Annotated in this window: 17 protein-coding genes and 1 pseudogene; 8 read left to right on the forward strand and 10 right to left on the reverse strand. The window is 59.9% G+C overall.

From position 1 onward, the window contains the following. The first annotated feature begins 249 nt into the window (after nt 1–249). Both NKI54_RS29575 and NKI54_RS29580 read left to right on the forward strand, forming a co-directional pair. Nucleotides 250–462 (forward strand): hypothetical protein, encoded by a 213-nt coding sequence (locus NKI54_RS29575; RefSeq protein ID WP_352693156.1) that lies wholly within the window; start codon nt 250–252, stop codon nt 460–462. 8 nt (nt 463–470) lie between these two features. Further along, nucleotides 471–788: a hypothetical protein gene (locus NKI54_RS29580; protein ID WP_352693158.1), complete on the forward strand. Its 318-nt coding sequence runs from the start codon at nt 471–473 to the stop codon at nt 786–788. A 247-nt stretch (nt 789–1035) separates the two neighbouring features. On the opposite strand, the gene NKI54_RS29585 is transcribed toward NKI54_RS29580, so the two are convergent. From NKI54_RS29585 to NKI54_RS29610, 6 genes are all read right to left on the reverse strand, one after another. Continuing rightward, the gene (locus NKI54_RS29585; RefSeq protein ID WP_352693160.1) at nt 1036–4506 is read right to left on the reverse strand and encodes an ATP-binding protein; all 3471 of its coding nucleotides are present in this window, start codon (nt 4504–4506) and stop codon (nt 1036–1038) included. Then, nucleotides 4503–5762 carry a metallophosphoesterase family protein gene (locus NKI54_RS29590; RefSeq protein WP_352693234.1) on the reverse strand — a complete coding sequence of 420 codons (1260 nt, stop codon included), beginning with the start codon at nt 5760–5762 and terminating at the stop codon, nt 4503–4505. Before NKI54_RS29590 ends, NKI54_RS29585 begins: the two co-directional genes overlap by 4 nt. A 154-nt stretch (nt 5763–5916) precedes the next feature. Further along, nucleotides 5917–6183 carry a BrnA antitoxin family protein gene (locus tag NKI54_RS29595; protein ID WP_352450411.1) on the reverse strand — a complete coding sequence of 89 codons (267 nt, stop codon included), beginning with the start codon at nt 6181–6183 and terminating at the stop codon, nt 5917–5919. Between the two features lie 495 nt (nt 6184–6678). Then, nucleotides 6679–6891, reverse strand: a complete 213-nt coding sequence (locus NKI54_RS29600; RefSeq protein ID WP_031194806.1) for a cold-shock protein — start codon at nt 6889–6891, stop codon at nt 6679–6681. 606 nt (nt 6892–7497) lie between these two features. Beyond that, the gene (locus NKI54_RS29605) at nt 7498–7965 is read right to left on the reverse strand and encodes an SDR family oxidoreductase (protein WP_352693237.1); all 468 of its coding nucleotides are present in this window, start codon (nt 7963–7965) and stop codon (nt 7498–7500) included. After that, complete coding sequence (locus NKI54_RS29610; RefSeq protein WP_352693239.1) at nt 7938–8450, reverse strand: SDR family NAD(P)-dependent oxidoreductase; 513 nt, start codon at nt 8448–8450, stop codon at nt 7938–7940. Before NKI54_RS29610 ends, NKI54_RS29605 begins: the two co-directional genes overlap by 28 nt. Here NKI54_RS29610 and NKI54_RS29615 point away from each other — a divergent pair. After that, nucleotides 8450–8809 carry a hypothetical protein gene (locus NKI54_RS29615; RefSeq protein WP_352693162.1) on the forward strand — a complete coding sequence of 120 codons (360 nt, stop codon included), beginning with the start codon at nt 8450–8452 and terminating at the stop codon, nt 8807–8809. The genes NKI54_RS29610 and NKI54_RS29615 overlap by 1 nt on opposite strands. Nucleotides 8810–9410: 601 nt before the next feature. Here the strand turns inward: NKI54_RS29615 and NKI54_RS29620 are convergent. Further along, on the reverse strand, nt 9411–9872 hold the full coding sequence (locus NKI54_RS29620) for a hypothetical protein (protein ID WP_352693163.1): 462 nt from the start codon (nt 9870–9872) through the stop codon (nt 9411–9413). A 561-nt stretch (nt 9873–10433) separates the two neighbouring features. On the opposite strand from NKI54_RS29620, the gene NKI54_RS29625 reads away from it, so the two are divergent. After that, nucleotides 10434–11660, forward strand: a complete 1227-nt coding sequence (locus NKI54_RS29625) for a pilus assembly protein TadG-related protein (protein WP_352693165.1) — start codon at nt 10434–10436, stop codon at nt 11658–11660. 409 nt (nt 11661–12069) lie between these two features. On the opposite strand, the gene NKI54_RS29630 is transcribed toward NKI54_RS29625, so the two are convergent. The 3 genes from NKI54_RS29630 to NKI54_RS29640 form a co-directional block, all read right to left on the reverse strand. Further along, nucleotides 12070–15510 (reverse strand): acyl-[ACP]--phospholipid O-acyltransferase, encoded by a 3441-nt coding sequence (locus NKI54_RS29630; protein ID WP_352693167.1) that lies wholly within the window; start codon nt 15508–15510, stop codon nt 12070–12072. Nucleotides 15511–15603: 93 nt separating this feature from the next. Beyond that, the gene (locus tag NKI54_RS29635; protein ID WP_352648047.1) at nt 15604–15750 is read right to left on the reverse strand and encodes a hypothetical protein; all 147 of its coding nucleotides are present in this window, start codon (nt 15748–15750) and stop codon (nt 15604–15606) included. A 655-nt stretch (nt 15751–16405) separates the two neighbouring features. Continuing rightward, entirely contained in the window at nt 16406–16648 is a 243-nt protein-coding gene (locus tag NKI54_RS29640) for a hypothetical protein (protein WP_352648045.1), read from the reverse strand. Nucleotides 16649–17131: 483 nt separating this feature from the next. Here NKI54_RS29640 and NKI54_RS29645 point away from each other — a divergent pair, with 483 nt between their 5' ends. From NKI54_RS29645 to NKI54_RS29660, 4 genes and pseudogenes are all read left to right on the forward strand, one after another. Next, nucleotides 17132–17407, forward strand: coding sequence for a hypothetical protein (locus NKI54_RS29645; RefSeq protein ID WP_352648043.1), 276 nt, complete (start codon nt 17132–17134; stop codon nt 17405–17407). A gap of 1832 nt (nt 17408–19239) precedes the next feature. Further along, nucleotides 19240–19380 (forward strand): annotated as a pseudogene (locus NKI54_RS29650) (NADP-dependent oxidoreductase); the annotation flags it as partial. A gap of 197 nt (nt 19381–19577) precedes the next feature. Then, nucleotides 19578–20282: a gamma-glutamylcyclotransferase gene (locus NKI54_RS29655; RefSeq protein WP_352693169.1), complete on the forward strand. Its 705-nt coding sequence runs from the start codon at nt 19578–19580 to the stop codon at nt 20280–20282. 43 nt (nt 20283–20325) lie between these two features. Next, nucleotides 20326–20448 carry a hypothetical protein gene (locus NKI54_RS29660; RefSeq protein ID WP_023679140.1) on the forward strand — a complete coding sequence of 41 codons (123 nt, stop codon included), beginning with the start codon at nt 20326–20328 and terminating at the stop codon, nt 20446–20448. The last annotated feature ends 47 nt before the right edge of the window (nt 20449–20495 follow it).

The raw sequence follows: 20495 nt of genomic DNA on the forward strand, positions 1-20495 counted from the left end.
GGCGTGCCGGCGCCGCCCCCGGGGGAGTGCGTTTTCTGGCGCTTCGCCCAAAAACAATCTTACCCGCAAACCAATCCTTGCGCGGCGCGGGGCCGCGGCTGGCCCCGGGCGCCCCCGGCTTCCTGACGGCTGAAGTGCGCAGCGAAGACGAGCAGGACGGCGATTGACGACGACATGAAGGGTTCGGCCGACTTGACTCTTGTGTTCTCATTTTGTTCACTGTGGCATGCGCACGAAAGAGAGTGCCCAATGTGCAAGGAAACTCCCCTGCCAGGGGCTGAGGAAGTCGCGCTGCAGCATGCGGCCGAAAAGCTGATCACACTCCACGGCGGCGACATGCTGAAAGCTCTCAAGGCCGCGATGCTCCACAACGGCTATCTCGAAGGCCAGATCGAACAGATCGCCGAAGCAGTTCCGGGGCTCATCAAGATCCATTACGACGGCCCCATGGCTTCGAACTAGGCGGCCTGATGCATGCCGAGAAAATAGCCGGCCAGGATGACGATCTGGAGCGCGACGTCGACGCCGTCATCGCCTTCTGTAACGGCGACGCGAGAGCCCCGGTTCGCGCACTGATCGTCCAGGTCGCCCACCTGGAGCGCGAGATTCAATATTTTCGGGTCGCGGTCTCCTCAGGCTTCAGTCGGCAGTGGCATCACAAGAGGTGGGAGATCGAGACTGATGCGGGTCGGAGGATGGGTGAGCTATCTTATCAGCGATCGACCGCGCCTACCAATATCAGGTGGCGCTGCCGGACGCAAAGAACACCAGAAGAAGACCTGAAATGATTTCAAATCCCGAATTGCGCCAGCGCGGCATCGCTCATTTTGAACGGCTTTTCGGCGCCGGAGCCGCCGAGGCTCTAATTCACATGGGCTGCCCAGCTTGGGGCTTTCGGCTTGCCGGCAGAGGATGGGAACGCGTCCCCGACGCCGTGGCGGCCCTCGATCCGGTTCGCGTTGTCTTTCTGACGGCCCGGCCGTTTACTTTCAGTTCGCAGCTGGGCCTCAACTCATCCCACGCGGCATCAGCCAACTACGTGAGCTCGTGAATTGTAACGCCGGGAACAACAGCCTTGGCGATCTCGCACAGGTGCTGGTGATGCGTCAGATAAATCACCTGGCCAGCGCTTGCCATCTCACCAAACAACCTGAAAACCTCCTCGGACCGGAAATGGTCGAAGGTCTCCATGATGTCGTCGGCGATGAATGGCACGGAGGGTCGAAACTGCGCGAACTCGTAGTATCCGGCAAGCCGCAGCGCCAGGTAGAGCTGAAAACGCGCACCCTTTGATAGCGCGTCGGCGACCTTGGACTGCCCGTCGCCCTGCAATGCGATGAGGACTTCTCCGCCCTTCACGGGTTGGGTCGCAAGCCCCGAATACTGACTGCGCGTGATGAGTGCGAAAGCGTCAGATGCCCGCTTCATCATCCCGGAGCGATGGCGCTCGCGGTACACGCGCAGAGCGTTCCCGGCGGCCATAACTCCTAGTTTTAGCTCGAAATAGCGGACTGCCTTTTCTTCGATTTCGAGCAAGACGGTGCGGCGTTCGGCATCTATCCGCGCAACCGCGCTGTCGCCGCCAATCGCGTCCAGCTTGTCGGTCGCCCGGGTCTGGCGAATAAGCTGCTGTTGTATCGCTTCATCGAGATCCCGAAGCCGTTGCTCACTTTCAGCCTTCTCGACCAGGAGACTATCGACCTCGACAGAATCCAGGATCGAACGCGCCTGGTCGAACCCTTCCACCGCGAGCTCTACCGACAGCTGCTCCTCAAGCTCGGCAACGGCAGCGCGCAGGCGATCCCTTTCCCGTAGCAACTCGTCGCGTTCCACGACTTCCGGCAACGTGGTGACGCCAAAGGCGGTCAGGACCTCACTTTTGCGTCGCTCATGCGCCGTTGTCTCGAGATTGAGACTGTCACGAGCGTCCTGCAGGCGCTGCAGGTCATTGATGAGGTTTGCCTTCATCTCTCTGGAGCGATCGGCGCGCTCCAAGCGCTCAGCAAGCCGGATCGCCAACTGCTCCGGTTCGTCGTCGTTCGCCGGCTCACCCGCTTCAGCTGCGGCAGCGGTGACCTCGACAATGAAGTTGTCTCGGTCTGCCTCCATCTTCTCTATGCGGAGCTGCATGGCATCCCGCTCCTGAATGCTTTGCGATAGCTCAGCCAATTGATCGAGCACGTTGCCCACGCCGGGCGCCGAAATGCCGCTTTCAAGCCAGGTGCCGGCAAGCGCTTCGGTAATGCCGGCCAACCATTCCTCCTCGCGCCTTTCTGCCACGTCCAAAGCCCGCCGTCTGGCGGCCAGATCCTCCTCTTTCGCGCTCACGGTCTTAAGCGCCTCGGCACGCTCCGCATCGACCTTGAGCTGCCTGTCGAGGAACAGTTCTGCCACGGCCATGACAGTCTCCAGGCCGTCGCCGGGTTCCGAGACTAGGCCGACCTTCGCCAACGCCCCGATCAACTCCAGCTGGATCTGCTCTCCCTCGTCGAGCGCGCGGCGGGCCTTCTTGCGTGCCAGCTCGACCTCCTCCCAGGCCGCGAGCGCATCAATGCGGGCAGAGGTACGATCCTCGATCGTTTCGATCAGACGCTCGGGCGAGAATTCCAGGCACTCTGCCAGCAGTTCGCTGGCCACCGCACGAAGTTCGGAGAATACAGCCTGATCGTCCAGGTCGATCGGTGCAAGTTGGTCGCGGATACGTGTGATGGCGGCTGTTGTTTCGGTGAGGCTGCGGAGCGTTGTCCGGATCTCGGCGAGCTCTCGCGCGTTGGCCAGCCGAACCGCTCCAACACTGTCGTCACGCGCCAATAGCGCCTCGAAATCGTCAGCAGTTTGGCCAGTAAGTTCGCCCCGATGCCTGGCCCACGCCTCGTCTCGGGCGCGGCGAATGGCGGAGGCCGCCTCATCATCGGGTACATCGACCGAGGCACGAACCGCATCCAGGCGAGCCGAGAGCAGGTCGTGACTCTCCTGGTGTTCGGCGAGACGTTCGCAAAGGACAGCCCTGCTCTTTCCCAACCCAGCTGCCCGCACCTTCCATGCACCAACCTGCCTGACACTCGGGACGGGCACCCTGGCCAGTGCCCCGGCGTCTCCGGACCAGGGATGCAGTCGAGCGACTGCCGCCTCCCATCGAACCGTGCTCGCGTCCTCCGCCTCGCGGGCCATCTTGAGGTCTTTTAGGTGCCCGCTGGCTCGCGCTTTCGACAAGGCCGAGGCCAGCCTTGCCCTGGCAGGTTCGGGCACCCCCCTCTCTTGCCCAACCCGCTCGCGTGCCGCCTGAAGTGCATCGAGCGCCGCCGCGCATTCGTTGCGGGCAACGCGTACGCCGGTGGCGATTCCCGATCGCTCTTCGAGCATGGCGCGAACAGCGCCGACTGTGGCAGCAGGCAAAAGCAGCGCAGCCGGGTCTGCCTCGGACGATCTTCCAAGGGCGGCAAGGCAAGTCGCCACGGCGCTGTCGAGTATCTGCAGCTCGGTCCTGCGGCTTGGCAGGTCCAGGCCTGCGGAGACATGGCGTACTTTGCGATCCGCGAGCGCCCGAACCCGCTCGGACATTGCCAGGATCGCCTCGTCCACATCGACCGAGCCGATTTTCATTGTCACGCGCTCGGCGTCGTCGATGTTCCCTGACAGCCGCGTTCTCAGGCTGGCGTCGTCATCGATCAGTCCGGTGACGGTGCCTGTCCAGGTGCGCAACGGTGAAGCGATGTCAGGCAGCTCGGCAAGCTGGGCCGCCTTGCGTCGGATGTCGGCGAGGATCGGGATAGCGCGAAGATACCTGGCAATGGTGTCAAGCCGAGCCGACAGCACCGACCGTTCAGCAATACTGCGGTCGTATTTTTCCGCCGCGTCAAGACGTTCGGCCTCAAGGCTTTCAAAAGTCGATGCCAAGGTGTCGATCGCGTCCCTGCGTGACTTGAGTTCCGCAAGGCGCTTCTTGAGCAGCGCAAGTTCGGTTCCGTGAGCCTGCTTGCGATAGAGCCCGTCCGCTTCGGCCTCTAGCGCGCTCAACGTGTCGCTCGCATGCCCAAGACCGGCGCTGGCCGTGAACAGGAGCTTGCCCAGGTCGCCACGCGACTCCAGGATTGATTTTCCGCCTGCTTCCAGCGTGTCGTCGTCCAGCGAGAACATGGTCTCGTATGCGTCACGCGACAGACCTGCGAGATGGGCCGCTATCGCCACTTCGCTCACCGGTTGCTCCATTGCGTTCAGCAGCGAGTTGGTACGCTGCTTCGTGCGCGTGAATGTGTGCTCAGTGCCGGCGAGTTCGAGCACCCCGCCGATACGCATCGCGCTGTACTCGTGCAGGAAATTGTAGCGGCTGCGTTCCTCGATACCGAACAGCAGGTCCAGATAACCGGAAAGTGCGGTCGACTTGCCGGCTTCGTTCAGCCCGAACACAATGTGGAAGTCGGGACCGGACTCCGGCCTTGGGCCGAATTCGATCGTCCCGTCGGTGAACTTTCCATAACGAATAAGATCAAGGCGCCGCAGCCTCATTGCGCTCCACCTGCCTTGAGGCGGGCCGTGACCAGGTCGGCACCGCTGGCAAGCACCTTGTCGATGAACAGTTCCAGCCCAGCTTCGTCCCGTCCGGCGAAGCCGCGCCCGTCCGGCGGCAGATCGGCAATAATCTTTTGGACAAGCGCCCTCGCCTCGGCGCGGAAGGCCTCTGACTTGACATCGGCACGCATGGATTGCGCGAGTTCGAAAATCGGATCGGCGACGTCATCGGCTGTTTCCGAGCTCTGTGGAGCGAGGTCAAGCTCAAGCTTTTCGACCCATGTGTCGCCCGTCTGCTCCGCCGCCTGCTCGGCTTCGGCCAGCAGCAGGTCCCTGTCGCGGATCAGCGCCCATGACAACGGCGACGCCCCGGCCAGTCCGAGACGGACCACAGCGTGGCGGGATCTGACGCAACCCCGGATATCTTCGAGCGCGGAGCGGACACGGCCGACGACCTCAGACCATTCGACCGTACCGGTCAGATCGACGCTCGCCCGCTCGAACTGCGCGATACTGGTCAGTTTTTCCTCGATCTCGACGGACCGGTCATCTCGTATCGTGACCAGAGTGACGGATTTCTCTCCGGCCTCGTTGATGTCCCTGCCCTGCGGCATTCCCGGCATCACAACGGTGCTTGCTCCAGGAGGGACTTGGCGCACGTGGATGTGCCCAAGCGCCCAATAGTCAAAACCATGGCCGTGCAGGTCAGCGATGCTGCAAGGGGCATAGACATCGTGACCGGGCGATCCAGCGAGGCTGGTGTGCATGATGCCCACATTGACCGCCCCTTCCCGGGCCGCCGGATACTTGGGCAGCAGGCTTTCCGGGGCCTTTGGGTTCGCGAAGCTCAATCCATGGAATGCGACGTCAAGCCCGCCGGCCGCTTGCAGCACCGACTGGGGGCGGCCGCCGAAGATCCTGACCGTGTCCGGAAAAACGAGCTGTTTCGATATGCGCGATAAGGCGTCGTGGTTTCCGCGGATCTTGAAAACCCTGATGCCGGCCTGGTGGAGGCGTGTCATTTGCGACGCCAGGAAACGGGCGGTTTTCATCGACGTCTGGTCGCCATCATAAAGATCGCCGGCAACGACGAGCGCATCGACACCTTCCGCAAGGCAGAGATCTATTATCGAGACAAATGCCTGGCGACTGGCGTCTCCCACGAGTTCGGCAAGATCAGGGTTTCGCAGCGCCAGCGAACGCAGCGGCGAGTCGAGGTGAATGTCGGCCGTGTGTACGAATCGAAATGCCATTCGGGTCTCCGCCCGGAGCATAGAGGGGTTCGGCCGCGGCTCGATGAAAAAAATTCCAGGATACGCGTTGTCGGTTGTCCAAAAGATGCGCAATCGCTTACGCTTATGCTTCCGTTCAACTCCATCTGCGTCGCCGCTATCAGCGCCGTGCCGATCAGTAGTCGTCTGATCGTTTGTCACCGGCATTGGTCGGTTCTTTGGAGATAGCGCGCCGCAAGGTGTCGTTGATCCGATCCTGCCAGCCCGGTCCATCTTCCTGGAAGTGGTCCAGCACGGCCCTATCGATCCTGATCGAAACAAGCTCTCTGATATTTGGAGCAGCCGACGGTTCGCGAACCGGCGCCGCCGGCTTTTTGATCGGCTTGAAGGCGGCTTCAGCGGCTGACATCGGATTTGTGGGTCGGCGTGGAGGATTTGCCATTTGATGATCCTGACTGGTCATAATGCTTGTCGAGCGGCTCAGTGCGAATGCGCATCATATCCAATGTACCGCAGCCCACCGACAAAAAGAAAAAGGCCGGACTGTTGAGCCCGGCCAAGTATGAAGGCAGCCTAAACCTCCAAAGGGGAACGCGCCGGACGAATGGGAGGAGAAATCCGACGCAATGTCCATGTGGGCCAACTCAGGCTATCTTCAATGACATTGCTGTGGGATGCAACAAGCCAAAGTGCTTCGCGGGGCAACCCCACGTCGCCAACCATCCTACGCTGGAGGACGCAAACGCGAAAAATGCAGGGGACTTCCCGCCTTCCGTTGCCTGACAACCTGGTTCACACGATCGTTTCTGAAGCGTTGCAGCAATCTGCTGCCCAGGTCTCTACATCACACCAAGCTTGGCGCGCTTTCTACACGGCGGTCAGTACATTTCGTGACTTGCCGCGCTCCTGCGGCTTTCGCCACGGCGCGCGAGAGAAATCAACCTGCTTTGCGGAGATTGCCAGCAGAAGACTTGCCGGTACGTCGGTCCTGCTCAATGTCGTAGTTGATCTTTTGGCCCTCAACGAGGTTCGACAAACCAGCGCGCTCGACGGCGGAGATGTGAACGAAAACGTCCTGACCGCCATCGTCGGGTTGGATAAACCCAAACCCTTTTGTGCTGTTGAACCACTTCACGGTTCCAGTTGCCATGGGCATATACTCCTTGTGACTTCCCAGCGTGTTTGATCCGACGAAGAGGCCAGACCGGTTCATAAATAGACGCAGCAAAAGTGAGAAATCGCAAGGCCCGGATGGATCGACCAGAATACCACCTTCTCTCGGATGGCCCACTCGTCTCACATGTCGACAGGAATTTTCCTTTCCGGCGTGAAGCCCCTCCAGCCATCCATGCTGTCCTGGGTTATCACGGCCCGCTCGTTCCCTCCGGCCCTTAGCTTGCCGACTTGCGTGCCACAGGCACTAACTGCCCTGCGAACGTGCCGCCCGCCGACTTGGTCATCGGCAGAATATCCTGGCTGCTACCTTTCAGAAGCAGCGCAAGCTCGAGCTTGGGCGGGAAGTGCCCGGGGATCGAGCCTGAAGGTCCGTGCCGACATCGCCTGCCGCCACTCAGCGGTGGAATGGGGCTGCGCCGTATCGGCCTGTATCTCCAAGTGGGGCACTTTGCGCGACCGGCACTCGGCTGCCGCCGACCTGAATAGTGAGCGGCCACTTTCCGGATTGTTGAAGCTGGGCTGAAGCTCTCGAGACGAACAAAACATTTTTCCCTGACAATCGGGTTAGGCTAATGGCACCCTAACCCATGGTCGTGCGACTGTGCCGATTGCACTGGCCAAACATCACCCGCGAACCTGATCCGGAATCTCGAACGGCGAGACCTGCCTTCCACGTCCGAAAGCCATATTCCCGAGCCAGGTCGCCCACCCGATAGACGTTGCCGGATCTTTCCATGATCGCTGGGTCGCACGCGAGAGCGACCACCGCACGGCCAACATAGAACACCGACTCCGTTCCGGAGAGGGCCGGGACATCCTGCCATTGCTCCTCGCTGGTCCGGAAATTGGCAAGAACGAACTCGGTCCGCATCCAGCCGGGAGAAACGGCCACCGACGCCACTCCGTGGGGCCGCAATTCTTGCGCCAGCCCGAAAGCGGGACGCGACATTGCCGCTTTGGAGAGATCATAAAAAATATTGCCCGTGTAACGACCTCTGTCCCAGAACGTGGGCGTGACGATCAGCCCACTCCTTTGATGGACGAACAGTCCGACCCGGCTCTAGCTGCCAGGATGTGGTTCCGAACGCCGCTGTTGAACATCGCATCCCAGTGACCCAGTGGTTGCGTCCAAAAGGGAGACGTCGTGACGTGATGCTGGTGGCCGCCCCAAGCGTTGTTCACCAGGATATCGAGGCCACCGCTCTCTCGGTCTATCCGGGCGAAAAGCTCCTGAACCTCTGCCTCACTGGTCTGGTCGCAGCGCACGGCTATGCCTCTGCCACCACGACGAGTTACTTCCTCGGCTGTACCTTCAATCCTCCCGGGGGAGCGGAGAGCCCCACATGCTCCAGAAAGAGGTCGTAGCCGGACCCGGGGCGCCGCGGGTAAGGTGATGGAGGAGGTCCTCTCTGGCGAACTTGGTGAAGACCGCGTCGGATTAGCCGTTCGCGCCCGAGAACTTATCGACGCCGCGCACCCTTCCGGCCATAGAGGACGGCCCGGCCGATCTGACGGTCGCGATGGCGCGGAAATTGATCGCCGAGCCGATCAGCGCAAAATCCACTGCGGCGCTTCGCGTCATCGCAGAAAGCGACACGCCCGAGTTCCACATGAAGGATGCTATCGCGGCCGCGCCTGAAACCGAAAACTATCTCGACCTGCGGGGCGCTTGGTCGGGCATTACCCGCCGGGCACGCAAAATCCTGGGCGACAGCACTGCCGATTTGGTGTGGTGGGAAGGCGAGCAAATCTATGACGACGAAGAGAACTATGTCGATCATATCGGCCGCGTCTCTTCGCTGACCAGTCGCTGCGCGCCGCTTTCGGCATTCGGGGCACCGATTGACCCGCTATTGGGGGGGAATTGCGAGCCGCTGCCCCCCTCATGCTAAAACTGATGATCCGGACCCGATCTGGGTGGCCTGCGGTGTGTCATTCCGGGGACAATCCGTCATATCCTGTGGTGTCCGTGCACACACTCGGATAGTCGAGCAGCTTTCCGAAATGTGGAAATTGGTTCCCAAGCTGCCGAAATCAGTCCTAGGTAAAGACCACGAGGACGAGGGCGAGGCGGGATGAGCCGAATCTCCATTGCCGAAGAGATCGAGAACGCCGCGGACCGCACCGCGGACACTGTCGCGGGCCGATCTTCCGACCATCTTGAATCGCACCCCATTGACTTGAGCCCACGGAGGACGCGCCCAATTCCATCGCCCGCTGAGATGAAAATTGGCCGAATGGACCTCATCCAGGTTGTGCTTTGGCGAGTGGCTGGAAACCAACGCCTACCTGGCAGTGAAGACGGTTGACGAGGAAAGCGAAACCGACGGGTGCGCGTAGGCCGTCTTCCGTGATCGCGGAATTACCTGAATCGCCGAGTTCGGTACTATTCACCGCGGCGGACCCCAACCCGCCCGGCCGGCGCCTATTCAGGCAAACTACCCCAACGCCCCCCCAAGCGGCGCCGGCCACCTTCCCCACGAGGCAAGCGCTTCAGTTCCTCGGCAGCTTTTGGATCTCCAACCTGACCGGGCCGCCTCTGTCACAGCTCGTACAGAACAGGGCCCTTTCGACCGTGCTGAACAGCGCATCTTTGCCATAGGGCCGGACCAGGCCAGCGGCCTTCACCTCGGCATGATGTGAGCAGTTTTTGCACCAAGCGCGCAGCGTGTGCCATTCGCGCAGATCGCCAAGCGATACGTCGAGGCCGGCGTGCACGCTAGCCGCAACGATGGCATGCGGCGGAACCGTGGGCTCGCCTGGTGTAACGATCTTCTCCATCACATGCCGGCTGTTGTAGTGGATCAGCAGCATCCCCGGCCGGCGCCTGATAGCTGCCTGCCAGGCGGCCTGGCTGACGCTCGAATCCGGCGATCGACTTATCGTCTCAACGAGCGCCTTCTCCTCGCGGTCCCAAACCTCGATCCGGAAATTGTCCTCCGCTGTTTTTGCCATAGCTTCGCCGACCAGCGCTTTTGGCACTTCGCGACCATTCCTTCCCGCCTCAGATTGAAACAGAAATAAGGAACAAATTCCTCTCCGGTCAAGGCGCTCTTGACATTTTTGTTCTTATTTCGTTTGGGGTCGCAGGTCTTGGCGGCTTCCTGCAGGCGGGCGCGATCGAGGGTCCGCTCGCCACTGTGCGAGCAGTGGGAGCGGACCCTATCAGCGCATGAAGGGACTAGGATACGCATGACGACGCTATCAACTTCAACCCGCCGTGCAAGTTCCAGGCGCCATTGTGCGCAGGATCATTGCCCAACGCGGTCAGACTTAGGTCCTGTGGTTTCGGGCAGCTCGAACATCCAATCGAAATGGCGCCGGCCTTGACGATCGCCAGACCGGCGCCAGACGGCGGCGCACTGGCGCTCGGCGGCGTCATCGTGATGAATTTGAGACGCTGATTCAGCTGCTCCCCGCAAGCTGATTTGCGATCGAGACAACTTTACCGGCTCGCGAAACGGACCCTCAACATGCTGCCTCTAGGTTAGTCCCAGCTAAATGAGGGGGGCTTCCATGCGGGTGACCGAACGATTTTGGCGTTCAGAACGCGGCAACTTCGCCGTGGTGTTTGCGTTGGTCTTGCCGGTCGTGCTTTTGGGCGTCGGAGTGGCGATAGACTTTGCGCGCGTGAGCCGAACTGCCCAACAGTTGCAGGAGGGAGCCGACTCCACGGCCCTTCAGTTGGCCGTGGCAAGCGCGAACAGCAGCGATATGACGTCGGAACAGCGTCAGGAGAACGTTGATACTTTCGCCAGCCCCACCTTTGTGGCCACGCGAAGTCCCTATAGTGGTGACGCCCACCAGACGGTTGGATCAACCAATCCCACAATCGTGACGGTTGTATTGCACCAACCGCAGGAATTGGCCTTCTCGGCAATCCTTGGCGTCGATAAACTTGATATTAGCCGAAGCGCAACCGCGATTGCCTATCCGCGATACCCAGTCTGTCTTCTCGTGTTAGATCGGTTCGCCTCGAACGCATGGTCGAATTCGGGGTCTTCATCGATAAATGGCCAGAAATGCGTTGCGCAGGTGAATTCAAGATCGGTGTCTGCGCTAGCCACGAATGGCGCATCGTCCATCAGAACATTGGTGACGTCAGTCGTCGGCCCCTCCGGGCCGTCTGCCGGCTTCAACCCTCAACCGCTTTTTAATCAGAAAGAGCTGGCAGATCCCATTATCTCTCGACTGGTCTGGCCAACAGACAATGTCTGCACCTACAATAACCTGGTGATCAAAAACGCCACCGCAAATCTCGTTCCCGGCACTTTTTGTGGAGGGCTCATTCTATCGGTCGGAGCGGTGGTCAATCTTGCCGCGGGAACGTATGTTATCAGGACGGGAGGGCTTTCGCTCTCCTCCGGCGCGGTTCTCGATGCAGCTGACGGTACCACCATCGTTCTACTCGACGATCAGGCCACCACCACAATGCAGGCCGGCGCCAAGCTACGCCTGACGGCGCCGACCAGCGGCCCGTGGATGGGGATCGCGCTAGCTCAAAAACCCCAAGGCGTGGAGAGAACCTCCACGCTCATTGGCGGTGGCGATACAGATCTAGGCGGCATAATCTATCTGCCGTCACAAAAGCTTTTTCTTACAGGTGGCGGTGCATTGTCGACGGACAGTAAGCCTCGCATCTTTGTGGTCAACCGGATCGAGATGAACGGCAATGGCTCAATTTATCTTGCTGGCGCAAGTGACTTAGTGACAACGAATTCTGCAACGAGACTGATGAATTGAACTTGGCTGTAGCCAGCGCAGTGTTGTGAGACAGACTGCATTTGAGGTTCGCTTGCTTCCGTGTTGGACGGAGAGCGGATATCCAAGGCAACGCTTCCCGCATAGTTTCATCGATAATGAATCATCTCCAGTGAGTTTCTGGTGAGTTAAACAACGGGCAATAGGCTAACTCCCGGACAATTCGGGGGATTCCCGGCTGAATAGCTGCCTTCCTTGGGCAGGTCTGCCGGCGTCAGATTGCCCCGTCACCTTCTTCGACGGCATCGACAGGCCCGAGGCGTGGTAGCCATCGAATGTCAGCATTCAACGTTACCTATTTTTTACAAGAAGCGAGTCGAAGCCTCGTTCGAAACTGCATGCATCCGCGTCTAGCCTAGTTTCACGTGATTGGGCAAACAGGCCGACTTCCTCAGTCGGCTATTGTCAAGCCCGCTTGGGTTTTCATGTCTTCGCCGCTCACCTTTTTGGTCACAGCGGAGAAATCGAGCTTGCCTGAGCCGAGGACAGGCACTTTCGCAACGACGCGCACTTCGGCCGGCACCATCAGGTCCATGGCGCCGTTGGCCTTGGCGAAGGCCAGGAATTCGGCACGTGTGGCGTTGACGGCCTCGGTAATGAGCACCAGCTTTTCGCCCTTGCGCGCATCTGGCACGGCGGCGACCGCCGAGAGCGAGCCTTTCCACAATTCGCCCGCCAGCGCCTCGACGGCGGCCAGCGAAACCATCTCGCCACCGATCTTGGCAAAGCGCTTCGCGCGGCCTCGAATGGTGATGAAGCCGACGTCGTCAACGGCGACGACGTCGCCGGTGTCATGCCAGCCGTCTTCGAGCGGCTCGAGCACGCCCGGCTTCTCGGTGCGCAGATAGCCCGCCATGACATTGGGCCCACGCACGAAAAGCCGTCCCCCATCCTCGACGCCAGGCACCGGGTCCAGGCGGTACTCCATACCCGGCATGATTTTGCCGACACTGCCGGAGCGGTTGTACATCGGCGTGTTGATGGAGATCACGGGCGCGGTTTCGGTCACGCCATAGCCTTCGAGGATGCGCAGGCCGAACTTTTCCAGATAGGTCGCGCGCGTAGAAGCCTTGACCGGTTCCGCGCCGGCAAAGCAATAGCGCACTGAGCGGAAGTCGTAAGGGTGTGCCGTACGCGCATAGCCGCTGAGGAACGTATCGGTGCCGAAGATGATCGTCGCGTTCGATGCGTAGACCAACTCCGGCACGATGCGATAGTGCAGCGGGGAGGGATAGAAATAGACCGGCACGCCCGAGATCAGCGGCAGCACCGTACCTGCTGTCATGCCGAACGAGTGGAAGATCGGCAGCACGTTGAAGACCTTGTCGCCCGAATGGAAGTCGATACGCGAGGCGGCCTGGGCGGCATTAGCCAGGATGTTGCGATGGGTGAGCACCACGCCCTTAGGCGTGCCTTCAGAACCTGAGGTGAACAGGATCACCGCCGGTTGGCCGGGCTTGCGGGCGACCCGGGGTGTTTTTTTGCGCAAAAGGCCGAGCAGCTTGTCCTTGAGGCCAATGGTGGCCCGCAGATCATCAAGCCACACAATATCGACCGAGCGGCCGAGTTCCTCGACCACGGCGCCAAGTTTCGCTTGTTCGACAAAGGCGCGCGAGGTCAGCACGGTGCGCACCTCGGCGGCTTTGCAAGCGGAGAGGATGTTAGCTGCACCGGCAGTGAAGTTCATCATCGCCGGAACCTTGCCGGCCGACATAACGCCGAGCAGCGTCGCACAGGCGCCATTAGCGTTGGGCAGCATGATGCCGAGCGTCTGCTGGCCGGCATAGAGTTTCTTGAATTTCTCGCCAAGCACGGCGGCGGCTGTCAGCAGCTTGCCGTAACTCAGCGAACCGGTGACCGGGTCCTGAACGGCCAGTTGCTTCATGCCGCGTTCGTTCGCCGTCTTGATGATCTTCTCCAGCACAGTCTTGTCGATGTCCTGGGTGCGGAAGACGAGGTCCGACATGACCTGGTAGAGGGCAGCGCCCGCCGCGGCGCGGCGCTTCCGGCCCTTCAGATCCTGCAGTACTTCAAGTTTGACGGGCTCCAGAATGGTCACCTTGACCTTCGGGAACAGCCGGCGGCGAATATGCAGCGAGGTCAGCCGCGAAAAATAGCTCTTCTCCAGGCCGTCGATGCGCACTGGCACGACCATCGAACCGGTCTTGTCGGCCACCATGGCGGCACCGTCATAGACCTTCATCAGGCCGCCGGTCACGGTGATCCGGCCTTCGGGGAAGATGACAAGCGGATTGCCGCCTTGCACGACCTTGATAAGCGTGCGGGTCGACATCGGCTTGGCCGGATTGAGCGGCAGGGCGCGCGCAAGTTTCATAAACGGCTTCATCCACCAGGCTTGGGCGATGGTGTAGTCGATCGCAAACACCGGCTCCTCATCCGTCAGCGTCAAAGCCAGCGGGCCGTCGAGGAAACTGACATGGTTGAGCGCCAGGATGGGTGCCGGGCCGGCCGCCTTGAGGTTTTCCAGCCCCTCCACCTCCAGACGATGGAAGGCTCGGAACAGAATGGAAACGAAGTCGCGGAAGGCGTTGGTTGGCAGATATCTCAGCATCAGCCAGGCGGCGACCATGTTGAGTGCGGCGAGGCCGAACAGGATACCTCCAGTGGAGACGCCCGCTGCTTGAATTGCGGCGACGAGTATGCCGCCCACAGTCATGAAGCCTGCATTGACGATGCTCACCGCGGCGACGACGCGAGCGCGGCTGGCTTCGGGCGCCCAGGCTTGTACCGCGGCGAAGGTCGGCACGACAAGAAAGGCGCTGGCAATAGCCATGCCGGCAAGGTCGATCGCAACGTGGACCGTGTTTGGCCCGGCGAAGAATATTGCGAGCGTTTCGGCCCCGAGCGAAGGCTGCATACTCCAGATGGTCCAGGCCAGGTCCAAGCCGAATAGGGCCATCAACGCAGTGCCAACCGGGGCTGGCAAGAGCACGATGCGGCCCTGCGACATCCATGCGGCTATGGCAGAGCCAAGGGCGATCGAGACGGCGAACACCGCGAGATAGGCGGTGACAGCGATTTCTCCGCCACCGAGCGAATCCTTGACCAACGCAGGCAGGATCGAAAGGACAATGGCCCCGATCAGCCAGAACCACGACGTCATCAGTCCGGCGCGCCAGATCCGCTTGTCGGCACGCAAACCGTTCACCTGTCGCCAGGTCGAGCGAAAGATGTTTTTGTCGATGACTAGGTCGGGAGCCGCAGAACCGGTGGACGGAATGTAGCGGCTGACAAACCAACAGGCCACGGCAAGGGTCATCATGATCGGCCCGAACACCGAGACGCCAATGCCATCGGCCGAGACGACGCCTCCGGCGATAGTGCCGCCGAGGATGGCGGCGAAGGTTGCCGATTCGATCCAGGCATTGGCGCGAGGCAATTCCTTGCGCTCGAGATGATCCGGCAAGATGCCGTACTTGATCGGTCCGAACAGTGCCGAGATGATGCCGAACATGAGCAACGCCATCATCAGCACCGGGATCGACGACAGCGCGATTCCAACGACAGCGACAGCCGCAGCGGCGATCTCGGTGAATTTCAGCCGACGGGCGATGAGCGCCTTGTCGAACCGGTCGGCGATCTCGCCACCAAGGGCGGACAGGAGCAGGAAAGGAGCCATGAAGACGGCACCCGCCAGCGTGACCAGTGATGCTGCCTTGTCCGCCGCCAGGGTGAACAGAATAAGGAACACCAGCGTGTTCTTGAGGAAATTGTCGTTGAAGGCGGACAGGAACTGCGTCCAGAAGAGAGGCGCAAAGCGCCGTGACGTCATCAGATGGCTGTTCGTATAGCCGTTCGTGGCGATTTCCATTGGGGCGGCTTCCATTGGGCAAGACCGTTGAAGATCGTGGTCGTATCGATCAGCGGTCTTGCGCGGTTTGAGCTTCTTGTAGTGGGAACCCGGTTACACTTCGTTACTGCGGCTCGCATCGATCAGCGGCTTTTGGGTTTTGGAGTCTTCTAGCCAGTTCATGAAGCGGCTTGCCTCTTCCGCGTCTCGCAGGGTCTTGGTGATGGTGATCGAGGTATGCACGAGCCTGGTCGCGGCCATCGGGCAGAACCCCCTGGCGGCAAACCTTGCTCCATGAAATTGATGCCGCCGTCTTCATCCAAGCGGCGATAGCGAAAGTGGCATGGTCAATGTTTGCAGGCGCTTGAACCCTTGGGAGCGTAGCTGTTGGAGGTCATCGATATTGTCTTTTGGTTTCAGGTGTAGGTTGGGCCGGCGTTGGTCTGTTTCAGGTTCGATACAATCAAGCCGGTCTTGCCACAGTCTTTGACGTCGGGCGAGTGTTGCTCCGCAGCTGCGCGCTACAGACGGCGGTCGCCAGCCAGCTTGAGGCGCAGTTGCCGCAACCACTCGCCATCCTCTCCGAGCGGAACGCAGGACGGCTACGCGAATCTGAGCACTGCCAAGTCGGCCTAATTTTCCACTGCCGAATAGACGATGAAACGCGTAAGCGAGTTTCCGGACCGGAAGGTATGCGTTGGGTTGTCCAAACGATGCAGAGACGCTGCTGTGTTGGCGCGACACGCTCGACCGCAGGTGCGGTCGGCGTAAGAATTTTGGAGAGGCCCGTGGTGACTGGGGATTGCGCCGGTATTGGCGACGCGCGAAGACTGGTCGATACCTGGGGCGACGGCAGCCCCTGCGACGCAACTTCATACCGGAGAATGGAGGCCGCGCTGGGAGGTTGTTGCTTCGGCTACCAACTCAAAGTGATTGTCCGGGAGAGTTCGGCGATGTCGCCATAGATCATCGAACCTGTGACGAGAAAACATTTATCACCGAGGACTTCGAAGAGTGAGCTTGACGCGGTACAAACCGGCAGGTCCTTCGAATTGGCGTACGTGCCGAGGGTCGCGGTTTCGACCTTACGGTCCTTGGCTTCGGCACAGCCGAGACTGATCGCGAGGATTGCGATAGCAATGAGAGTCGTCTTGCTCATATTTTGCCCCTGGAGCCAGCACTTGTCGCGTAAGTCGCGCGATGCATCAAAGTAGCACCGGCCCACGATCGGCTTCATCCATCGATTGGAGGAAGCGGGCTCATCCATAATTAGCAATATCTTGAATAAGGCGCCGAGCGCACCAGACTCATGGAATGGCGGCGGGCATAGGTATTGGTGACGTGGTGGCGATCACAGCCACATACCAAGGTGAAGAAGCGGCAGCAGATCGAGCTTACCGGAGAGATCACGCACATACGAGGAAGGCGGCAGGGTGACCGTCGATCTGGGACCGCTGGTGACGATCGACGTCGACAAGGTCAGGCTGGTCGAGAAGTACAGGACGCCAAAGCGCAACAAGCCGCTGCGCGACATGGTGGATTAGCTCGCGGACCGCCGCTTATCCACGCGACATCGGTACCACTCAAACGAATGGCAATTTTCTGTCTGAATGCGTTTAGGGTCGATGCTCGGAGACCACGCATGGGTATCGCGCGGGAGACAGGTGACTCCCCGTTTCAAGGCGTCGAGATGCTACGAGCACTGAATAGTCAGTTCCTTAGACCTAAAGATCGGGCGATCTGCCAGCGGGTTGTCGACCAGGTAACCGCCGACGCCAAATGGTACAGCACCCCGATAGACGGTCAGATTCTGGCCTCGACCACGCTGAATCTCTTTCAATCAGGGGTCGTAAACGAAACGAATTTGCTGGCACATGTTCGCGCGCGGCGCCACGACTTCACTAAACTGACAGGCTAGTTCTTCACCCTCGCGACATGGGCGCGAAATGCGGCTCCTCGTAGTCCGCTGGCCTATTGTTAAGCAGATTGAGCGCCCGCTTTATGTCCCGATGCAGATGCTCGATCGCATTCCCAATGCTCGCCAAATGGCTTGAGCGACAACTGCGCGTCGCGGAGTTCTACCGTCAGAAGCCACGCCTGTCGTTCAATTTTGGCGAGGTGATATTCGGAAACGGCTTCGTGTCGGCGAGGGTGCGGCATCCCGCAAAATAGGAATATATTCCGCATGCCGTCAAGGCACATAGACTACTTCGTCCTGCCCTCAGCGCCTGCTCGCCGCGGGCATTTTGGGGGGAAGCATGAATCAAGTTATGTGCGTTTGTAGCCATCAGCGTTTTGTCGGGCTGCGCTACTCGCCCAGCCGACATCAAGCCCACGCTGGTTTCGTCCAGCGTATACGCGGGCAAGTCCTGCAGCCAGTTGGAAGCCGAACTGTACCGAACGAGTTCCGACCTGGCGCCGATAATGGCCATACAAGACAGAACCGCCCGCCATGACGTGGACGGCGTGTTTTGGCTTGGCTTGCAGGTTGGCAGCATGATGGACAACACAGACATCAAGGCACGTGAAGCCAAGAGCCGAGCTGAAGGGCAACATGGACGCGATCAATGCAGCCCGACGAAAGGGCGGCTGTGTTGCCGGCACTCTGTAAGCCGTTCCAACGTTAAAATTGTCGGCTTGCTTCCCGCCCTGGCGATTGCGGAGTGGTCGTTTCATCGATTGACTCGCGTAATGCACCGGCAGTTAATCTCCCCGCCAGGGCAAAAGAGGGGCTATGAAACTGGGAGCAAACGATGACTGTCCAAAAAGAAGACTATCGAACCAACAGAGCCGACTACGCCATAGCTGCCATGCATAGCCGAGCGACCGCTGAGGGCGATCGTGACGATTTGGTGGCGAGGAAAAAGTCCCTGTGGGTAACAGATCGGCGATCTGCAAAATTGGCTGCAAACCCGTCCGAAAGCGCGCCAGAACCCAAGGCAAAAGCGCGCGGTAAGTGAATCGGACGCCAGCCACTTTCTTACCGCCGCGTACTTCGTTCGCATGGTTCGATTATATTAGATTTATCTAAAATACTAACCAGCCAGTCGAGCATTCCCGAACGCTCGCTGGTCAGGCCCAGCGGCCCCCCTAACCCAAGCTGCTGGGCCGCCCTCAGAGCAAAGCGCGATGTATGAGCATACTAGCATTACGGTGATCGTCTCCACCTTGCCGGCCTTGCTTAGCACCACCTGGAAATCAGTTTCGAATCCCCGAATGTGCGGGGTCCAGGGGCCATCACTAGACATTTGGAGATTTGCGGTTCGAGCGGGCTTCCTTCATCGGCATGCGGGGTGACGGAGTACATCATCTTGGCAAATCAACGCAGCCGGCATACTCGCCCCCTCGTTCGGTCGAAAGCTGGGTGGAACAATCAGGTGCGCAACTTGTCATCACTGATATTGCCGCTTCACCCCAGCTTTGAGCGTGCGCCCTTCAGCCCATGCGTGGTTCACCGTTTTTTCACTTTATTAGCGCACGTTCATAAACGGACATGTTGGTGTAGCTTGTACGTGCCCAAAGCCCCGGCGCAACGACCCAGCGCCGGGGTTTTTTTGTCCGCCTGGTAATCCGCGAGTTCAATCCGAGGTCGCTCTCAATTCGAACGCGAGCGAATTACGCCGCAAAGTCCCTTAGGCAAGACGCTGTGGGTGGCACCGCGGTGCGAAGCGCGAGTGCGGAGGAACTTTCTGGCACTCCGCCAATTATTCTGCATGTCCCAAACAGCACACGTCGAACCGCCCCGGCAGGGACGTTTCGGCCTGGCTCCAAGCGGGGAAGGTCAAATATCGTGAGGACATTGTCGAGGGACTCGCGAACGCGCCGATGGCCTTCGTCGGTCTTCTCAAGGGCCGCAATTTCGGCAAGCTGTTGGTCAGGGTTTCACAGTGAGTAGAAAAGCGTCTCCCAAACCTAGATTGCCGAAACCACATGGAATCGTTCGAGGGCGAATATGCGGGGCGCTTTGCTGTCATGGTGAAGGGGCAAAGACTCATTCACGCCGTGCATCGGTTCGTATCTTGCAACGCCCGTAGTATCTGCCAAGGATACGCGATCCTGATCCGATGGAGCACGGGATGCCGAGCCAAATGAGAAAGCTGACCTTGACCGCGGACCACGTCGCGCGGGTCTACAAGGTCGTTCAGGACCAGGGTTTGACGCCAGGTGCCGAGCTACACACCGATGCCGACTACGACAGCTGGGTCGAGCAAATGATCCGAACTCATCCGGCCCCGAAAGCACCGACCCGCCTGTTCGCCTACGGCTCCTTGATCTGGAAGCCGGAGATCGAGCATATCGGTGAGCAGGTAGGCCTCGCTCGTGGGTGGCATCGCGCTTTCTGCTTTCGCATGACCCGTTTTCGGGGCACGCCGGAGCAGCCAGGCCTTATGATGGCCCTCGATCGTGGGGGGCAATGCAGCGGCGTCCTGTACGACCTGCCAAAGGACAACCTCGAACGCCAATTCGGCAAACTCTTTCGACGCGAATTCACCTATAAGCCGGCCAACAGCATGCCCCGGTGGATCACGGTGGCGACTGCTTCCGGGCCTATCTCGGCCTTGGCCTTTGTGATGAACCGCGCGTCACCTCTCTATGCCGGTCGTCAGTCGCTTGAAGCCGTTGCCGATGTCCTGGCCCTGGCCTGCGGTCATTGGGGAAGCGGGGCCGAATACCTGTTCAACACGGTTTCTCACCTCGAAGCCAAAGGCATACATGACAGCAGCCTCTGGCGGCTTCAACGCCTTGTGGCGGAGTTGATAGAGCGAAACCCGGCGGAGCGGAACGTTCTTTGAGCCGACGGAGCGGTCGCTTCAAGCATCCGCAGTTGGCGCGAACATGACCTCCAGCATTGTCACCCGCGATGTCCGCTTCCGGGCGGAGGCTGAAGAGACTGCCACCGCACTTTTCAACCTCGCCAAGGAACACCTCGAACAGCTCAAGGCGAGGCCATCGACTTAAGCCTAGCTGTGCGTGTTTCGACATTTCGACGTCGCGGTGTCGGATTA

Source organism: Mesorhizobium sp. M0663, assembly GCF_040320585.1.
In the GTDB taxonomy this organism is placed as follows: Bacteria; Pseudomonadota; Alphaproteobacteria; order Rhizobiales; family Rhizobiaceae; genus Mesorhizobium.